Source organism: Erysipelotrichaceae bacterium 66202529 (genome assembly GCA_017161075.1).
Taxonomy (GTDB): Bacteria; Bacillota_I; Bacilli_A; order Erysipelotrichales; family Erysipelotrichaceae; genus Clostridium_AQ.
The window spans coordinates 4009302-4025839 of the sequence record CP046174.1; the positions used below are offsets into that span (position 1 = coordinate 4009302).

A 16538-nucleotide genomic window follows, 5' to 3' on the forward strand; every position below is an offset into this window, starting at 1 on the left:
TCGTTATAGACCTTCATATGTCTTCTGTTATTCAGTTTTCAAAGATCGACTTCTTTTTCGTTTGGAAAGTCTCAGCCTTCCAAAACTGAACAGGAAATGTTCCTTAACCATCTTACTTCTTTTGTACTTTCTCCTTAGAAAGGAGGTGATCCATCCCCACGTTCCCGTAGGGATACCTTGTTACGACTTAACCCCAGTCATCGGTCCTACCTTCGACGGCTCACTCCTTACGGTTATGCCACCGGCTTCGGGTATTACTGACTCCCATGGTTTGACGGGCGGTGTGTACAAGGCCCGAGAACGTATTCACCGCAGCATGCTGATCTGCGATTACTAGCGATTCCGACTTCATGAAGTCGAGTTGCAGACTTCAATCCGAACTGAGACGACCTTTATGAGATTCGCTTCTTGTCACCAAGTCGCTGCTCTTTGTGGTCGCCATTGTAGTACGTGTGTAGCCCAGGCCATAAGGGGCATGATGATTTGACGTCATCCCCACCTTCCTCCGGTTTGTCACCGGCAGTCTCGCATGAGTCCCCAACTTGATGCTGGTAACATGCGACAAGGGTTGCGCTCGTTGCGGGACTTAACCCAACATCTCACGACACGAGCTGACGACAACCATGCACCACCTGTGTGATCCATATTTATCTCTCTATCTCTAGAGCCTTTGCATCCATGTCAAGGCCTGGTAAGGTTCTTCGCGTTGCTTCGAATTAAACCACATACTCCACCGCTTGTGCGGGCCCCCGTCAATTCCTTTGAGTTTCACACTTGCGTGCATACTCCCCAGGCGGAGAACTTATTGCGTTAACTGCAGCACTGAATTCCTCCAACACTTAGTTCTCATCGTTTACGGCGTGGACTACTAGGGTATCTAATCCTATTTGCTCCCCACGCTTTCGTGCCTCAGTGTCAGTTACAGACCAGGCGACCGCCTTCGCCACTGGTGTTCCTCCATATATCTACGCATTTTACCGCTACACATGGAATTCCATCGCCCTCTTCTGCACTCTAGCCTACCAGTTTCCATAGCTTACAATGGTTGAGCCATTGCCTTTTACTACAGACTTAGTACGCCACCTACGCACCCTTTACGCCCAATGATTCCGGATAACGCTTGCCACCTACGTATTACCGCGGCTGCTGGCACGTAGTTAGCCGTGGCTTTCTGGTAAGCTACCGTCACTCCCATAGCATTTCCTCTATGAGCCGTTCTTCACTTACAACAGAGCTTTACGATCCGAAGACCTTCTTCACTCACGCGGCATTGCTCGTTCAGGGTTCCCCCCATTGACGAAAATTCCCTACTGCTGCCTCCCGTAGGAGTTTGGGCCGTGTCTCAGTCCCAATGTGGCCGTTTACCCTCTCAGGCCGGCTACGCATCATCGCCTTGGTGGGCCGTTACCTCACCAACTAGCTAATGCGCCGCAGGTCCATCCATGTTCACACCTTGAGGGGTGCTTTAATATACAGAGCATGCGCTCCGTATACCTATCCGGTTTTAGCTACCGTTTCCAGCAGTTATCCCAGACACATGGGCAGGTTACCTACGTGTTACTCACCCGTTCGCCACTAAGTCTCTTTGGAAGCAAGCTTCCTAGAGACTTCGTTCGACTTGCATGTATTAGGCATGCCGCCAGCGTTCATCCTGAGCCAGGATCAAACTCTCCATTTGATTTAGCTCTAACGCATGACTTGCGTTTGAATTTCATTTTAGTTATCGTTATTCCGAGAATATTGTTTTCTCAAATAATTGACGTTTCCTGTTCAGTTTTCAAAGACCGAAATTTCTATTTCGTGCGCCGCTGTTTCTCATCAGCGCTCGTATATAATACAACGAATCATTCCTTGTGTCAACAATAAATTTCATTTTTTTCATTTTTTTATTTCTAATGTTTTTTTACTTCTAATGAAATGTGGTTTGTATGTACAATCATTTTGTTTACTTATGATTACAGGGAGCTTTTTATTGTTAGCTCCCGATTCCTAAGCATTTCTTATTTCTTCAAGGTACAACGGCAATAACGCTTCCTGATAACCGCTGTACTTATACTGTTCAAGCTCCCTGCAAAGTGCCTGCAATTCTTCTGACCTGCAGCTTTGCAAAGACAACAAACGTTTTTCACTAATAGAGCTTGAAGATAGTATTGCACGATATTCTTCAACGCTACTTTTCCATAAATGAAGATTATCCTTATACCGCTGTTTCAATTTATCTGCAATTAAAATCCCCTCAGGATCAAAATCTCCGGCATAATACATGGGAATTCCACTCTTTTGGATCAAATCCAATAGTACATATCCACACAGGTTCAACTGGCCGTTTGTACAAACAAAACCGATATGGTCTTTCTCAAGCCGTTTTCCTTCCAGAAACAAGGAGCGGAATACTGATGGATTTTCCACGATATAAACCTTACGTATATCTATTGCTATGCTATTGATCTGCTGTAGATTATAAAGCGATACCGTCCAGGCTTCATACAGGTTGAAAAATGCCGCCCACGCCGTATGCGCTGTCCCATCCTTATATATACCATTGAGATGGGCAATCATGCATATGTTGGATAAATCATCCTTTAATAATCCTGCATCATAATACAGTTTATTTTTCTCTGCCAGATTTAGATCCTGTTCTTCCACTTCAAAGATATAACAGATTCCCTGAAGCAGCAGCGTATTCTCTATACCCTTATCGAAAAAATGAGGATCCTGCGATATGGAAGAAGCGAATACCGCCAGCGTTTTCATTTCCTGTTTCCAGACAGGCAGCTGATTGATTGCATCCAGGATATAGTACACGGTCTGCTGCTTTTCGTTATTCATTAGCTGACGGATATTCCCATAGCTTTTATGATTGGTTTTCTGCATCCAGCACAGCCATTCACCGGCTTTTGTATTTTCATAGCGTTTCAATAAGGCTTCAGCTTCCTTTTGTTCCTTTTGGGATTTTAATTTTTTCAATTCTTTGTTCGTCAGAATCTTTTCACCCTTATATATTTCAAGGACATGAAGAAAATCGCTTCCGGCAAAACGGCTCTCCTCGATTCCCTTCTTCCAGACAGTATATGGTATGGATATATCGCGTACTCCCCAGTAATCCTTTCCAAGCAATGCGCCGATTGCCTCACGCTCATCATCTTCAGGATCCGTTATACATACCTTACCACCGAAATGCTGCAGCCTTTGATATTGGCGAATCCAAAGCTCTACAATGCGATGAAAGCCTTTTTCCTCTATAAGATACTGTGCAAATTGTTCTTCTATCATAAGCTGTCCCCCTTTCATATATTCCAAATGTCCATCCCAATCATATGGGGTCATAGTTACAAAGCGAGCATTCTCCGGTTTTCTGTGACAAGATATTGAATTCAAACCAGTTTCATAGTTCATAATCTGGCGCATCAGCTGGTGAAAGCTTAGTATTGGCTTTAACAGCTTATCAAATAATACTAACCCCTTCACTGCCTTTCTACCCTATTTTATCATAGATTCTAACAGGCATACGATTAAGTTACATAAGCCGATAATATAAGTTGTCCAATAGCATATTCAAAAACCGTTCAAAGTATCCGTATCCCATTTCCGTAGATTCGCAAAGCAGATAAGTATGATAGTAAGGATACTGATGGATAGACATGGAATCGTATCTCCCATAAGTCCACTTATAACCATACTTCCTATAAGAACAAAATACAAGGCCAGAAATTTCTTCATCAGTCCAGCAATCAGATTGAGGATAACAAAAAAGCCGAAGCTGCATAATCGTCACAACAGCGAATATCGATATAAATATAAATTTCTTAATACCATGAAGTCTGGAGATATCATAAATTTTCTTTTCCGGCATCCCATCTGTTTCTTCATACATATGAACATGTGTCTCCGCCTGCTGAACATAGTTTCCATAATACACCTTATATGCTTGCAAATGCGCATCCTTTATCGCCTGTGAAATGACAATTCACTGGAAAGAGATAACATATTTGTGGTAAAAAACAGTTAAACTATCATTATCACAGAACAAACAGCTTTTGCATTTAATTCAGAGCATTCAAACATTTTTTCTACATATCAACGTATTGATAACTTCAAGTATCTAATATATCTTCCACAAAACGTTTACTTACAAAGAAAGGTCATTCTATCTGCACACGCCTAGTTCTCATCGTAATCATAAGGGATGGAATCTATGCAGATGCTGATCGAGGATGATATATGAATAAATACGAAAAGCTATTCCTAAAGTAATTTAGATCATATGAGCAGCTTTTCTCATCCCTACTTATTACAGATATACTTTGTTCACTATAAGTGAAAGGATGAATTTTCCTAATGCTTCTATAATTTAATCAAGGAGATAACATGAACAAATGTTAACAAAGTAAAATGAAAGAAAATTATTTCGAAGAATATAAGCGAATTGCTTCAAACATTAAAGCTCTACGAAAAGCTAAACATTTAACCCAAGAGCAATTAAGTGAGTTATCAGGATTAAGTCTAAGCTATATTAGTAAGATAGAAGCACCAAATTGTAATAAGAGTTTCTCACTTGACGCATTATTTATCCTAGCCGAAGTTTTAGAAGTGAATGTAAAGGAGTTCTTTAACTGATATGAAATATTTTATTGTTAATCAAAACCGTACACAAAAAGAAGAGATATCTGGAGGCTATCTTTGGGCACCTAAAGATAAAAAAGGTCGGAAACAGCAGCATTGGGATGCCATGTTAAAAATTGAAAAGGGAGACATCATTTTCAGTAATAAAGGTGGGTATCTATCATACTATGGCATAGCAAGAGGAGCATGTTATGATTTTGATAATCCATTTCCTACAGAGGACTGGGATACATCTGGACGTAAGGTAGATGTTGATTATTACAAAATTGAACCTACAATCAAGTATTCTGAACATATTCGGCAATTATTATATTTGCAAGCAAGTAAAGGTGCTTTTAACAAAGGTCTTCGTGTAAACGAAGGATACTTATTTTCATTAAGTAAGGGACAATTTGATTATCTATTCGATCTAGTGAATACAACGCCTATTAAAATGGATGTCGTGCAAAAGATAGGCAAAGAAGATTTTCTTGATTTCGAAGAAACCGCTGAAGATGAGAAGCAATTCCAAGACATCCACATAGGAAAAACTAAAGGCTATAATAAGAAACAGCTAGATGAAATTGCTGAACAACGCAAACACAAAAAGCCTTGTGAAAATACAACAGTGCATAATAGAGTAGCAACAGACCCGCATTTCAAAGCAACATGCTTAGAAAATCATAATTATCAATGTGAAATAAGCAAGGATCATGAAACCTTCTCAAACACCACTGGATTACATCAGTATATGGAATGTCATCATTTAATACCTATGAAGGCACAGAAGGATTTTCCCGACCTTTGGTTGGATGACTTATTCAACCTTGTATGCCTTTGCCCTTTATGTCACGCGCAAATACATTATGGCGATCGGCCATCTAAAGAAGCAGTATTTTGGAGTATCTATCACAAGCGAAAAACAGATTTTGCAAAAGTAGGTTTCAATAAGCAAAAAATGTTAGAAATATTTAATGAATACTATTTCTAACATAATTATTTCATTAGCTGTTCGATAACTAAAGCATCCGCTGGTACCCAGTCGATGCTTTTTATTTTTTCTTCATCTATACGTAGCCATTGAATAGCTGAATGATCGTATAAATGGAAAGGTTCTTTTTTTATTTCACAAATATAACATGCCATGTTTAAATGAAATGTAGGGTAATCATACTGGATAGTCACAAAATACGTTTCATTATAAATTTCTATGTTCAATTCCTCTCTTATTTCCCGTTTTAAGGCTTGAACAGGTAACTCTCCTTCTTCGATCTTACCTCCAGGAAATTCCCAAAGCCCAGCAAAATCACCTTTTAAACGCTGAGCAATTAGATATAGGTCATCCTTCTTTATGATTGCGGCTACAACATTTACTTTTTTCATAGTACATCACCTGAACGTATCATATCAAATTGAGTATTGAAATACAATCTTCTTAAGCAAAGCACTACACTATCCACAACATTTGTACTTAAGTTTAAATAATGCTAAAATGATAAAGAAATAAAGGAAGGGACTATATGACGACACAAATAATCAACGATTTTAAAAATAAATTTATCATTACCAATTACGCATTTTTCACCGACATTTTCACCAAACCCATCTGGGGTGACATGGGCGAAGATACAGCTTCCATCACACTTACCGTTGTTAATGACACCTGGCATCTTCACTTTATCCGCACCCAAAGCGGTGAGCCATATCCATTAAGCGATACTGTATGCAATGTAATCGATGAATATGAAAAGGATTTGACTGATGAAGAACTATATGAATTTCTGGCACACCATAATATTATGAAGGAATTCGAAGACGCTGTATCAATGCTTTAGATACATATATAGTATGAATGGCATAATAACTGACACATTCATACTTTTATTTTACATTTAAACCTTTATCCTTGAAAATCTAGTATAATAGAAAAGTAAAGGAGGTACTGTACATATGAAAACAATTATCCATAATAAATTAGTACGTGATCATATTCCGCAAATCATCCAAAAGGATAATAAACGATGCAAAGTATCTATACTCCACGATACAGCTTACATTGAGCAATTAAAGAAAAAACTCATTGAAGAAGCTCAGGAGGTGCAGGAAGCCTCAACAAAAAAGGAAATCATCCTAGAGCTAGCTGATCTACTTGAGGTTATGCACGCCTTAAAAGCTTCCCTTCAAATAACATCTGCAGAAATAGAAGATGCAAGAATTACAAAAGCGCATCAGAACGGTACATTTACTAAGCATTTATTTCTGGAATATGTAGAGGTAACAGACAATGAGTGATTACATAAGGCAATGGCTGGACATCATTGAAAATATGAATAATGACAACACCTATAAGCTAGCCTGGGGTAGAGCGCTACTAGAATGCATTCTTTATGCACCAAGTGATGATCTTACGATTTCTTTTGATGAAATATCCAGGTGCATGCTAAAATATTACTGGAATCAGGTATTTTTCTTTAAGCTTAAGCAAGGACCTACAAAAATACCTGTTATTGTACAGCTAACGCAAGAATGCATACATTATTATACTACAAAACAAGAGTCTACTATACCAGTCTGGTTTGACTATGCAGAATCTGTTCTTAAATCAGATTTAGATTTCTACAAGAGCATCATACGACGCTCCTCCAATACACTTAAAGAGAATGTTTCCTGGCGCTTTAAGCGTTGCAAAACACATGATTATCCGATCTATGATTTGAATTTGAAACAAAAAACAGTAGTTTTCACGAAGCAGCAGGTTATAGAGCTAAAAGACTATGCCTTTGTATTATCTCAATTATTGAATTATCGCTGGGCACAGCTGCTGGAGCGATTCAACACTAGTCCTAAAATTGCATTAAAGGTGAAAGGAATTTCAGATAATAAATTGAGAAGGAAAAACCTAGCAAAATTTCGTGATATTCTATTGAGCTATAAAGACGAGGATTGCCCCGTAGATTTCTATACTGGAGAAATTCTAAAAAAAGAAGATATCTCTGTAGATCATGTCCTGCCATGGTCTTTCCTATACAGCGATGACCTTTGGAACCTTGTCCTTACCTCCAAAAGCCATAATTCCCGCAAGAGCAATTCAATTCCGGATGAAGCTACTATCAAACGGCTTAATGATAGAAATAAAAAGCTTGTTAATATTATAAAAGATCCAGCTCTAAAAGATGCATTAAAACTAGCAGTGGAACATAACTATGTTGACAAATTCTACATGAATATGAAAATATAAGTAACGAATATTATAGTTTGCATACTAATCAAATATAAATTATCTGTTTATGAATAACGACATGATGGACATATACATTAAAATAAGAATGGAGGATACATACATGGTAAAGACAAGGGTGTATCCTTCTTAATATCAAACAATGATGATGCTGTGTGGCCATACTCTTATGGAGTTAAGAAAATTGCAGAGTATATCCTTATAAAGAAATTTATGCCTTCATACGCAAAAGAAAAGACTGCCCTATGATATGATTGATCAAATCAGCATATCCATACGGACAGTCCTTTTTCATATTCTAACAATTAACTCAATCCAGCTCCAATCCTCCGGTATACAGCTGGTAATACGTTCCCCGCTCCTTCATCAGCTTCTCATGGTTTCCACGTTCAATGATCTTTCCCTGATCCATTACCATAATCACATCCGAATTTCTGATTGTAGAAAGCCGATGTGCAATAACAAACACCGTTCTTCCCTCCATCAGCTTATCCATGCCATCCTGTACAATCTTCTCTGTACGGGAATCGATAGAGCTTGTCGCCTCATCCAGTATCAGAACAGGAGAATTTGCAAGTGCTGCTCTGGCAATCGACAATAACTGCCGCTGTCCCTGGGAAAGAGAAGCCCCATCCCCGCTGATCAGCGTGTCATAGCCATGCTCCAGATGCCGTATAAACCCATGTGCATTCGCAAGCTTTGCCGCCGCAATGACCTCCTCATCTGTAGCATCCGCCTTGCCATATCGGATATTATCGCGAATCGTTCCGGTAAACAGATGCGTATCCTGTAAAACAATTCCCAAAGACCTTCTCAAATCATCCTTTTTAATCAGCTTGATATCAATTCCATCGTACGTGATCGTACCCTTTTGAATATCATAAAAACGGTTAATCAGGTTGGTAATCGTCGTCTTTCCAGCTCCCGTGGCACCGACAAATGCCACCTTTTGACCACGCTCGGCATACAGCTTGATATTATACAGAATCTGCTTATTTTCATTATAGCCAAAATCAACATCATCAAATATGATATCTCCAACAAGCGGTACATACTGCACAGCCCCATCCTTACGCGGATGCCGCCATGCCCACCTTCCTGTCGGTACATCACTCTCTACCAATTCACCGTCAACATCCTTTACATTTGCCAATGTCACCAGACCATCATCCAATTCCAGCCCTTCATCCATCAACGCAAAGATGCGGGAAGCACCTGCGGATGCCATTATAACAGAATTCAGCTGCTGGGAAATTTGCGTAATCGGCATCGTAAACGACCTGTTCAACTGCAGAAAGGATGCCAGACCGCCTAATGTCAGACCGCCGATACCATTGATTGCCACAAGGCCACCCAGCAATGCTGTCAATACATACGATATATTTCCCAGGTTCCCCATAACCGGCATCAGGATATTCGCAAACTTATTTGCCTGATAGGCACTGTCAAACAGCTGCTCATTCACCCGGTCAAAGCCATCCTTTGTTTCCTGCTCATGCGTAAACACCTTAATGACCTTTTGACCGCTCATCATCTCCTCGATATAGCCATTCACAATACCGAGGTCAGTCTGCTGACGCTTGAAATAAACAGCACTCTGACCGGCAATTTTAGACATCGCCGTTTTCATAACAATCACCATGACCACGACAATAGCTGTCAGGTAAAGGCTCAGCACACACATAGAAAGAAAGACACTCACCACAGTAATCGCAGAAGATAAAAGCTGTGGAATGCTTTGTGAAATCACCTGCCGCAGCGTATCTGTATCATTCGTATACACCGACATGATATCTCCATGATGGTGCGTGTCAAAATAACGAATTGGCAGCTTCTCCATATGTGCAAACAAATCATCCCGTATCCGTTTCATCGTCCCCTGTGCCACATTGATTAAAATCCTGGCATATAAATACGTGGATGCAATACCGCATGCGTAAATGGCTGCCATGCCACATAATGCCTGAAACAGCGGATGAAAATCAGCCGGTCCGCTGGACGTCAGAATCGGTGCGATATAATCATCAATCAGACTCTTTAAAAACAGGGAGCTTGCGACGGTTGCCAGGGAGCTTACGATAATGAAAATCAACACAAAGAAGCAGGAAACCTTATAATTGCGAATCACATAACCGCACAGACGCTTCAGCACCTGTAAGGAATCACGGTCTGCTTTGATTTTATTCTTCCTGACCTGCATCCTCACCGCCTCCTTTCACCTGTGTACGATACACCTCCTGATAAATTGCATTTGTTTTCAATAGCTCCTCATGTGTTCCGATACCATTGATTTTTCCATCATCCAGCACGAAAATTCTATCCGCATCCTCGATGGAGGAAATACGCTGGGATATAATCAGCTTTGTAATATCCGCCAGCTCCTCTCGAAACGCCTTTCGTATCAAATAATCGGTTCGTGTATCCACTGCACTGGTAGAATCGTCCAAAATCAGAATTTTCGGATTCTTCAACAAGGCTCTGGCAATACAAAGACGCTGCTTCTGTCCTCCGGATACATTGCTTCCACCCTGCTCAATATGTGTATCATAACCATCCGGAAACCGCTGAATAAACTCATCCGCCTGTGCCAGCCTGCATGCCTGCAGCATTTCTTCGTCACTCGCATTCGGATTTCCCCAACGCAGATTATCTTTAATCGTCCCGCTGAACAGCACATTATTCTGCAATACCATGGAAACCTGGTTTCGCAGCACATCCAAATCGTAGTCCTGCACATTCACTCCGCCGACACAGAGACTGCCTTTTGTCACATCATACAGACGAGGAATCAGTTGTACGAAGGAAGACTTCCCGCTGCCGGTTCCTCCCAGGATACCAATGGTTTCACCAGATTGGATATGCAAATCAATATCCTCCAGAGAATCCGCCTCCTGATCCGCACTGTATGCAAAGCTGACATGATGGAAATCAATCGAGCCATCCTTCACCTCGGTAACAGCCTGTGTAGGTGAAACAATAGTACTCTTTTCATCCAGTACCTCATCAATACGCTGTACTGACGCAAAGCTCATAGACAGCATGACAAAAATCATAGACAGCATCATCAGGGACATCAGAATATTCGTAGTATACGTGATCATACTCATCAGCTCACCGGTCGTCATGGAGCCAGTGACAATCATCCTTGCGCCAAGCCAGGATATCGCTATAATGCAGGCATACATACACAGCTGCATCGCCGGAGAGTTGAAAATCAATATATTCTCTGCCTTTTTAAACAGACGATATATATTATAAGAGGCCTTATGAAACTTCGATATTTCATATTCCTCCTTCACATACGCCTTAACCACTCGCATATTCGTTATATTTTCCTGTACACTTGCATTCAGATCATCATATTTATTGAATACATGCAGGAAAATCGGATGTGCGAATTTCATAATAAAAATTAGTACAACACCCAGAAAAGCAATCGCATATAAAAATACCATAGACAGCCTTGCATTGATAATAAAGGTCATCGCCATCGCACAAATCAGCGTCAGCGGAGCACGTACGCACATACGCAGCACCATCTGATAGGCATTTTGTATATTCGTCACATCCGTCATCAATCGCGTTACCAGACCGGCTGTGGAAAACTTGTCAATATTGTGAAACGAGAAATCCTGAATATTATAGAACATCGCCTTGCGCAGATTCTTAGCAAAGCCTGCAGATGCATAGGCCGCACATTTCCCGGACATTGCCCCGCAGAACAAAGAACCAAAGGCCGCCACAATCATAATGAGTCCATATTTTGTTACTTCCGCCATATCGCCCTGACTCACACCCTTATCAATGATAAAGGACATCAGAAACGGCAGAGAAATTTCCAGTACAACCTCTCCCACCATAAAGGCCGGAGCTATAAAGGAGGATTTCTTATATTCTTTTACTTCCTGTAAAATCCGTTTGATCATCGTTGTCATCTCCTTTTCGATAGCATGCTATGTATTTACTGAAAAGAAAAGCATTAGTGCTCCTGTCCCAGCATTTTTAGCAGGCAGTGTCTCATACATGCGATTTCTTTATCATCTAATGCGGATACCAGCTCCTGCTCGTTCTCCTTAAATTTCTCCCGAAGTATTTTATCCAGCTCCAGAGCCTGTTCACTGACAACAATATTCTTCACCCGTGCATCCTTTGCACTGGAAACACGGTGTATCAGTCCCTTGTGCTCCAGACGGTTGAGAATACCGGTGACCGATGGATTGGATATATCCATCGCATTTTCAATGTCCTTCTGATGCACCTGTTGTCCCCGTTCATTGGCTTTAAACAGGTAGATCAGGGTAAAGGTCTGGGAAGCAGTTAAATCAAATTCCGCAAACATCGTATTCAGCTTTGCCTGATTCATTAGAAATACCTGTTTGATGAGATATCCGATATGATTATCCGCCATGCTTTCACCTCACACTTCGCAAGCTAATATATAGCACGCTATGAATTATACACCTGACAGCCTCTCCTGTCAAATATTTTTACTTTGACCATTTCGGTAATTCAACCTGGAAGTAATGTAAGAGGTGAATTTGTTAAAACAGCTGATTAAAGATTATTTCTGTACATAGAATAGCTGTTTTTTTGAAAGAATTGTTACACTTTTTTATTCTCAGGTATCCTGTAAAGCCTTCATTCATCATTTTTTCAATACTCAAAATAATTCCCCTGTGCTTCCCTATCGTCCATCTGTGCATGCACTGCTTTCTATAAAGATATCCTGCTCCCTTTCTCTTGAAAACAAGTTGAAAATGGAACCCATCACAAACACACTTGCCTGTATATGGTGTAAGAATCAAATAAATAATGAATGACTGCCGATTCAGTCTTCGCTATGGCTGAAATTCGTAACAGCTTCCTATATAAAAAACATCTGTAAACAGGATATTGTTTTACCCTTCAGGATTGCATTATATAAAACAGCTATACACCGAGCGGTTTAGCATTTACTACCATAATTTTCATCAGCAAACTCGATGGTTTCCTTCTTCACAAAATAGATACCAGCCTTGCCTCTTTCTCATATAAAAAAGGAATACATCCATCTTTCTTAGGGTGCATTCCCGAAAAACTTTCGATTTTGTTGTACGGCAGTACTGCTGGGCTTGTATCTGCCCGCAATATCATTATAATGCATGGATGCCTGGCGGTCATGCAGCTGCCAGTAACAGACGCAGAGCTGAATTGCCGGAAGATATCCATAGCAGTCCACCCGGACAAAGGCGCCGCTTTGATCATTGCGTGGCCGATGCATTGCAGTCTCATACCAGAATACAGCCTCTTTCCAGCGCTCCATGTCGAAAAAGTATTTACCAATATCACAGCACAGCTCCGCCCTTGGCACATCATATTGAAAGCTGCGCATATAGGCCTGCAGCTCCTCATCCTTTTGCCGGAGTGCCTGATAACAATACCCCATCATTTCACATGCATCGATATTGTTTTCCACCCAGCCCTGCCCTTCCTTCAGGAAGGCTTCAAATGTTTGCAATGCTTCTTCATAGCGCTTGTGGTAATACAGCTCTCTGGCATAATAGAACTGTTCTCTGGCATTTAAACGTGTTCCTAATGCAATCATATGTTCAAAGATACGCAGATTACGATCCGGATCACTCACATGCAGCTTTTGATGTGTAATAGCGATATCCTCATATTGCACAATTCCGCTTAATGGAATCACCTCATGGATAACACCGATCCATTGATGCTGCATCTGCCGGTTCATCAGACGTTCCCGATAATAGGAAAAGGTAGGATTTCCCTTCTCATCAAACGCCGTATGATACTTCATCATCACGATAGAAACCTCCGGCTGCAGGCGCTGCTTCAATTCCACCAGCTTATCCTGCTCCTCCTGTAAAATCACATCGTCCGCATCCAGCCACATGATAAAGTCCTGGGTTGCCTTGGAAAAGGAATAATTGCGCGCTTTGGAAAAATCATCACACCATGGAAAATCATACACGTTATCTGTAAAGCTGGCCGCGATCTCCTTTGTTTTATCTATACTTCCAGTATCCACAATCACGATTTCATCCGCAAAGGAGGTAATGCAGGCAAGACAGCGTGCCAATACCTCCTCTTCATTTTTGACAATCATACATACACTGATCCCCGCCATACATCGTCCCCTTTCCTTATCCAAATTCCTTTATCAGTTGATCTGATAGACGATTAGATAAGCATTAACGGTATTATTAAAGCTGCATACATTCACACCCTGTGCTGTGTCGCTCACCATGCACAGACTGTCTCCCTCACCTAATTCAACAATGCAGGTGCCATTCACAAAGCTTCCCTCACAAAGCATCGGTATTCTGGATTCCTCAATGATCATTGTATTGTTCAGCTCTAATGCAACAGCATCTCCTTCGCAGGGCTGGGAAGCAGGCAAACAGCCAAACTGTACTACATAAGTACCGGCATGTCCTGCAATCACACTGCGATAATCATCAGATATTGTAAATCCGCTTTGGATAGAGCCGATATCAAAGACAAAGGCCTCCTGCGCGCAGAATTGCTTGTCTGTATAAGACTGCATACTGACAGATGCAAATTGTATAACCGGTGCTGATTCTCCTGCAGGGCCGGTTGCTCCCTGAGGCCCCTGCGGGCCCTGGGCACCGGTTGCACCTCTGGCTCCAGTCGCTCCACGCTCACCCGGCATTCCCTGCGGTCCTGTCGATCCGGTAGGGCCCTGAACGCCCGGTACTCCCTGTGGTCCGGTATTTCCCTGTGGGCCACGTAAGCCCTGAAGACCTTCCCGTCCCTGAGATCCCTGCAATCCACGTGGTCCCTGCGGCCCTCTTGGCCCTCGAGGCCCCATAGGCCCGGTAGGACCAATACCCGGATATGGGCGTGGCGGACGCGGTGGACGATTGCAGTCACAGTCACAATCGCAATCACAAGCTGAACCTTGATTATAATCATAATCATAGGCATTGTCATTCATGTTCTGGAAGCCGTCATACGCACGCTCACCACAGCTGCACTCCCTCTCAGCCTGAGATTCGTCAAAACTACGGCAGGTATCATAGTCGTCATATTCGCAGTTCTTGTCATATCTGTTTCGATACATAGCTATTCCCCTTTCAAGAGCTTTTCTTTCCTTACTCACTTCACTATATGCACAAAGGGGCATTTGTGTTAGTCAAAATACACACACTTAGGCGAATTTCCCAAAGCATTCCAGTGTAGCCTTCGCTGTTTCATAGCCATGCTGCAGGATGGCGTCAAAATCAAGGGAGGATACCTTTTCCAATGTTGTCTTATAATCCGCAACCCGCTGTACCTCCGCCTCCTTCATACTGCAGCGTATCCAGTCCTCCTTTTCCTGTTTTGAACAGGTGCTATGCTTCATGATTTCCTTTACCGTTGTGCCGATTTTCAGATAAACACCATTATGATATTTGCGGAAGAAGTCGATTACCTCCTGACTGCGCAATGCCTCCACCTGATCCATATTGATATCAAGCAGACGTTTTAAGTTTTCAATAGAAAAGGAATATTTACGAGTTTTATGCCCGATATTTCCAGATGCATTGGAAACAATCAGATAATTGATATCCGGCAGCAATCCACCATCCTGTTTCGTTGTGAATACCGGATCCAGCCCCATATTGTCATAGACACCGCCATCCCACAGGTGTAACACACGATCTCGTGGCCGAACCGTTATCGTTCCGGTTGCATCCGTCCACACATATTGATCCGTTTTCAGTTTATACGGCCCAATCCATACCGGAAAGCCTGCACTGGCCGCTACTGCATGTGATAAAGCAAAGGATGGATGCATCACAAAGCTGGAATCCCGCTCTCCCATTCTGATTTTGGAAAAGCGAAAATCCTTTCCGGATTCATAGGCGGTTGTATTGATTGTCCACATAGGAGATGCGGCAATATCCTGTAAACAGCCCTTCACTGACCAGCGCTGCTCCATGACCTTAGCAAGCAGATTTACCTTTTTATCCCAGTAATAGGGTTGTAGAAACAGTCGTAATACCGCATGCCACTGGATATCCTTTTGCGTAATACATTTTTTTACTTCCGGCAGCACCTGCTTTAAAAGCTGTGTATCCTTGGGCCATTGATTGGCATTGCAGGCATATATCAGTCCCATACAGATACTAGCACCAGAGACAGTGGATATATGCTTTACATTCCCCAGCAGCTTTTTCTCTGCGAGATATTTTAGTACACCAAGATGGTAAACAGCCGCCCGCATACCACCGCCGGATAATGCAAGTCCGATGCGCATTTGATCTTTTTTCAAGCTTTCACCCCTTTTAGCGTATGCAAAAAGGACGGCTGCAGTACCGTCTGTTTTTCATCTGTTATCTATAAGGATTATATTCTTATCGTGTATGCATCCGTTCAAGTCAGTATCCTATTACGATAAAACCATTTCTGAATATTACTTAGAAGCTGCGTATTGCCTCCTGTATTACATGCAATGCCATATCTTCATCCTTTTTGTGAACATAAAGATAATACATTGCATCATTGTGGTGGGAACCCTGAGCAATCGGTGGAGCACTGCGATTTACAGCGGAGAGATTTTTCGTTATCAGCGAATATTTGATTCCCGCTCCCTGTAATGCATAGCGTGCTTTTGACAGACGCTCCATATTATCCGTTACCATGATTTCCTTTCGATTCCAAATTGCTATCATATCCATTCCCCTTCCTGCTC

The 16538-nt window shown here is 41.7% G+C and carries 14 protein-coding genes and 1 rRNA gene; 5 read left to right on the forward strand and 10 right to left on the reverse strand.

Going from position 1 to position 16538, the window contains the following annotated elements:
• Positions 1-136: 136 nt before the first annotated feature.
• Together GKZ87_18970 and GKZ87_18975 are read right to left on the reverse strand one after the other, a co-directional pair.
• Positions 137-1678, reverse strand: a 16S ribosomal RNA gene (locus tag GKZ87_18970).
• Positions 1679-1989: 311 nt separating this feature from the next.
• A complete protein-coding gene (locus tag GKZ87_18975) occupies positions 1990-3273 on the reverse strand; it encodes a DUF2399 domain-containing protein (GenBank protein QSI28018.1) in 1284 nt (427 codons plus the stop codon).
• Positions 3274-4392: 1119 nt separating this feature from the next.
• Between GKZ87_18975 and GKZ87_18980 the strand changes: the two genes are divergently transcribed.
• Both GKZ87_18980 and GKZ87_18985 read left to right on the forward strand, forming a co-directional pair.
• A complete protein-coding gene (locus tag GKZ87_18980; protein ID QSI27427.1) occupies positions 4393-4617 on the forward strand; it encodes a helix-turn-helix domain-containing protein in 225 nt (74 codons plus the stop codon).
• 1 nt (position 4618) lies between these two features.
• Positions 4619-5593, forward strand: coding sequence for an HNH endonuclease (locus GKZ87_18985; GenBank protein QSI27428.1), 975 nt, complete (start codon positions 4619-4621; stop codon positions 5591-5593).
• 5 nt (positions 5594-5598) lie between these two features.
• On the opposite strand, the gene GKZ87_18990 is transcribed toward GKZ87_18985, so the two are convergent.
• Complete coding sequence (locus GKZ87_18990; GenBank protein ID QSI27429.1) at positions 5599-5985, reverse strand: NUDIX domain-containing protein; 387 nt, start codon at positions 5983-5985, stop codon at positions 5599-5601.
• Positions 5986-6122: 137 nt separating this feature from the next.
• Here GKZ87_18990 and GKZ87_18995 point away from each other — a divergent pair, with 137 nt between their 5' ends.
• The 3 genes from GKZ87_18995 to GKZ87_19005 all read left to right on the forward strand — a co-directional run bounded on the left by GKZ87_18995 (position 6123) and on the right by GKZ87_19005 (position 7840).
• Positions 6123-6437: a hypothetical protein gene (locus GKZ87_18995; protein ID QSI27430.1), complete on the forward strand. Its 315-nt coding sequence runs from the start codon at positions 6123-6125 to the stop codon at positions 6435-6437.
• Positions 6438-6552: 115 nt separating this feature from the next.
• The gene (locus tag GKZ87_19000; GenBank protein QSI27431.1) at positions 6553-6894 is read left to right on the forward strand and encodes a phosphoribosyl-ATP pyrophosphohydrolase; all 342 of its coding nucleotides are present in this window, start codon (positions 6553-6555) and stop codon (positions 6892-6894) included.
• Positions 6887-7840 (forward strand): HNH endonuclease, encoded by a 954-nt coding sequence (locus tag GKZ87_19005; protein QSI27432.1) that lies wholly within the window; start codon positions 6887-6889, stop codon positions 7838-7840. Before GKZ87_19000 ends, GKZ87_19005 begins: the two co-directional genes overlap by 8 nt.
• 310 nt (positions 7841-8150) lie before the next feature.
• Here GKZ87_19005 and GKZ87_19010 read toward each other — a convergent pair whose 3' ends face one another.
• From GKZ87_19010 to GKZ87_19040, 7 genes are all read right to left on the reverse strand, one after another.
• Positions 8151-10040, reverse strand: a complete 1890-nt coding sequence (locus GKZ87_19010; GenBank protein ID QSI27433.1) for an ATP-binding cassette domain-containing protein — start codon at positions 10038-10040, stop codon at positions 8151-8153.
• Positions 10021-11766: an ATP-binding cassette domain-containing protein gene (locus tag GKZ87_19015; protein ID QSI27434.1), complete on the reverse strand. Its 1746-nt coding sequence runs from the start codon at positions 11764-11766 to the stop codon at positions 10021-10023. Before GKZ87_19015 ends, GKZ87_19010 begins: the two co-directional genes overlap by 20 nt.
• Before the next feature lie 53 nt (positions 11767-11819).
• On the reverse strand, positions 11820-12248 hold the full coding sequence (locus GKZ87_19020) for a MarR family transcriptional regulator (GenBank protein ID QSI27435.1): 429 nt from the start codon (positions 12246-12248) through the stop codon (positions 11820-11822).
• 648 nt (positions 12249-12896) lie between these two features.
• Entirely contained in the window at positions 12897-13967 is a 1071-nt protein-coding gene (locus GKZ87_19025) for a glycosyltransferase (protein ID QSI27436.1), read from the reverse strand.
• A gap of 33 nt (positions 13968-14000) precedes the next feature.
• Positions 14001-14924, reverse strand: a complete 924-nt coding sequence (locus GKZ87_19030; protein QSI27437.1) for a collagen-like protein — start codon at positions 14922-14924, stop codon at positions 14001-14003.
• A gap of 87 nt (positions 14925-15011) precedes the next feature.
• Positions 15012-16103, reverse strand: coding sequence for a patatin-like phospholipase family protein (locus GKZ87_19035; GenBank protein ID QSI28019.1), 1092 nt, complete (start codon positions 16101-16103; stop codon positions 15012-15014).
• 160 nt (positions 16104-16263) lie between these two features.
• The gene (locus GKZ87_19040) at positions 16264-16518 is read right to left on the reverse strand and encodes a hypothetical protein (protein ID QSI27438.1); all 255 of its coding nucleotides are present in this window, start codon (positions 16516-16518) and stop codon (positions 16264-16266) included.
• Between the last annotated feature and the right edge of the window lie 20 nt (positions 16519-16538).

What these genes read in the sequence shown, in the direction of transcription:
- GKZ87_18975 (QSI28018.1), bottom strand. Translation starts at nt 3,273, where the DNA reads ATGATAGAAGAACAATTTGCACAGTATCTTATAGAGGAAAAAGGCTTT.
- GKZ87_18980 (QSI27427.1), top strand. Translation starts at nt 4,393, where the DNA reads ATGAAAGAAAATTATTTCGAAGAATATAAGCGAATTGCTTCAAACATT.
- GKZ87_18985 (QSI27428.1), top strand. Translation starts at nt 4,619, where the DNA reads ATGAAATATTTTATTGTTAATCAAAACCGTACACAAAAAGAAGAGATA.
- GKZ87_18990 (QSI27429.1), bottom strand. Translation starts at nt 5,985, where the DNA reads ATGAAAAAAGTAAATGTTGTAGCCGCAATCATAAAGAAGGATGACCTA.
- GKZ87_18995 (QSI27430.1), top strand. Translation starts at nt 6,123, where the DNA reads ATGACGACACAAATAATCAACGATTTTAAAAATAAATTTATCATTACC.
- GKZ87_19000 (QSI27431.1), top strand. Translation starts at nt 6,553, where the DNA reads ATGAAAACAATTATCCATAATAAATTAGTACGTGATCATATTCCGCAA.
- GKZ87_19005 (QSI27432.1), top strand. Translation starts at nt 6,887, where the DNA reads ATGAGTGATTACATAAGGCAATGGCTGGACATCATTGAAAATATGAAT.
- GKZ87_19010 (QSI27433.1), bottom strand. Translation starts at nt 10,040, where the DNA reads ATGCAGGTCAGGAAGAATAAAATCAAAGCAGACCGTGATTCCTTACAG.
- GKZ87_19015 (QSI27434.1), bottom strand. Translation starts at nt 11,766, where the DNA reads ATGATCAAACGGATTTTACAGGAAGTAAAAGAATATAAGAAATCCTCC.
- GKZ87_19020 (QSI27435.1), bottom strand. Translation starts at nt 12,248, where the DNA reads ATGGCGGATAATCATATCGGATATCTCATCAAACAGGTATTTCTAATG.
- GKZ87_19025 (QSI27436.1), bottom strand. Translation starts at nt 13,967, where the DNA reads ATGGCGGGGATCAGTGTATGTATGATTGTCAAAAATGAAGAGGAGGTA.
- GKZ87_19030 (QSI27437.1), bottom strand. Translation starts at nt 14,924, where the DNA reads ATGTATCGAAACAGATATGACAAGAACTGCGAATATGACGACTATGAT.
- GKZ87_19035 (QSI28019.1), bottom strand. Translation starts at nt 16,103, where the DNA reads ATGCGCATCGGACTTGCATTATCCGGCGGTGGTATGCGGGCGGCTGTT.
- GKZ87_19040 (QSI27438.1), bottom strand. Translation starts at nt 16,518, where the DNA reads ATGATAGCAATTTGGAATCGAAAGGAAATCATGGTAACGGATAATATG.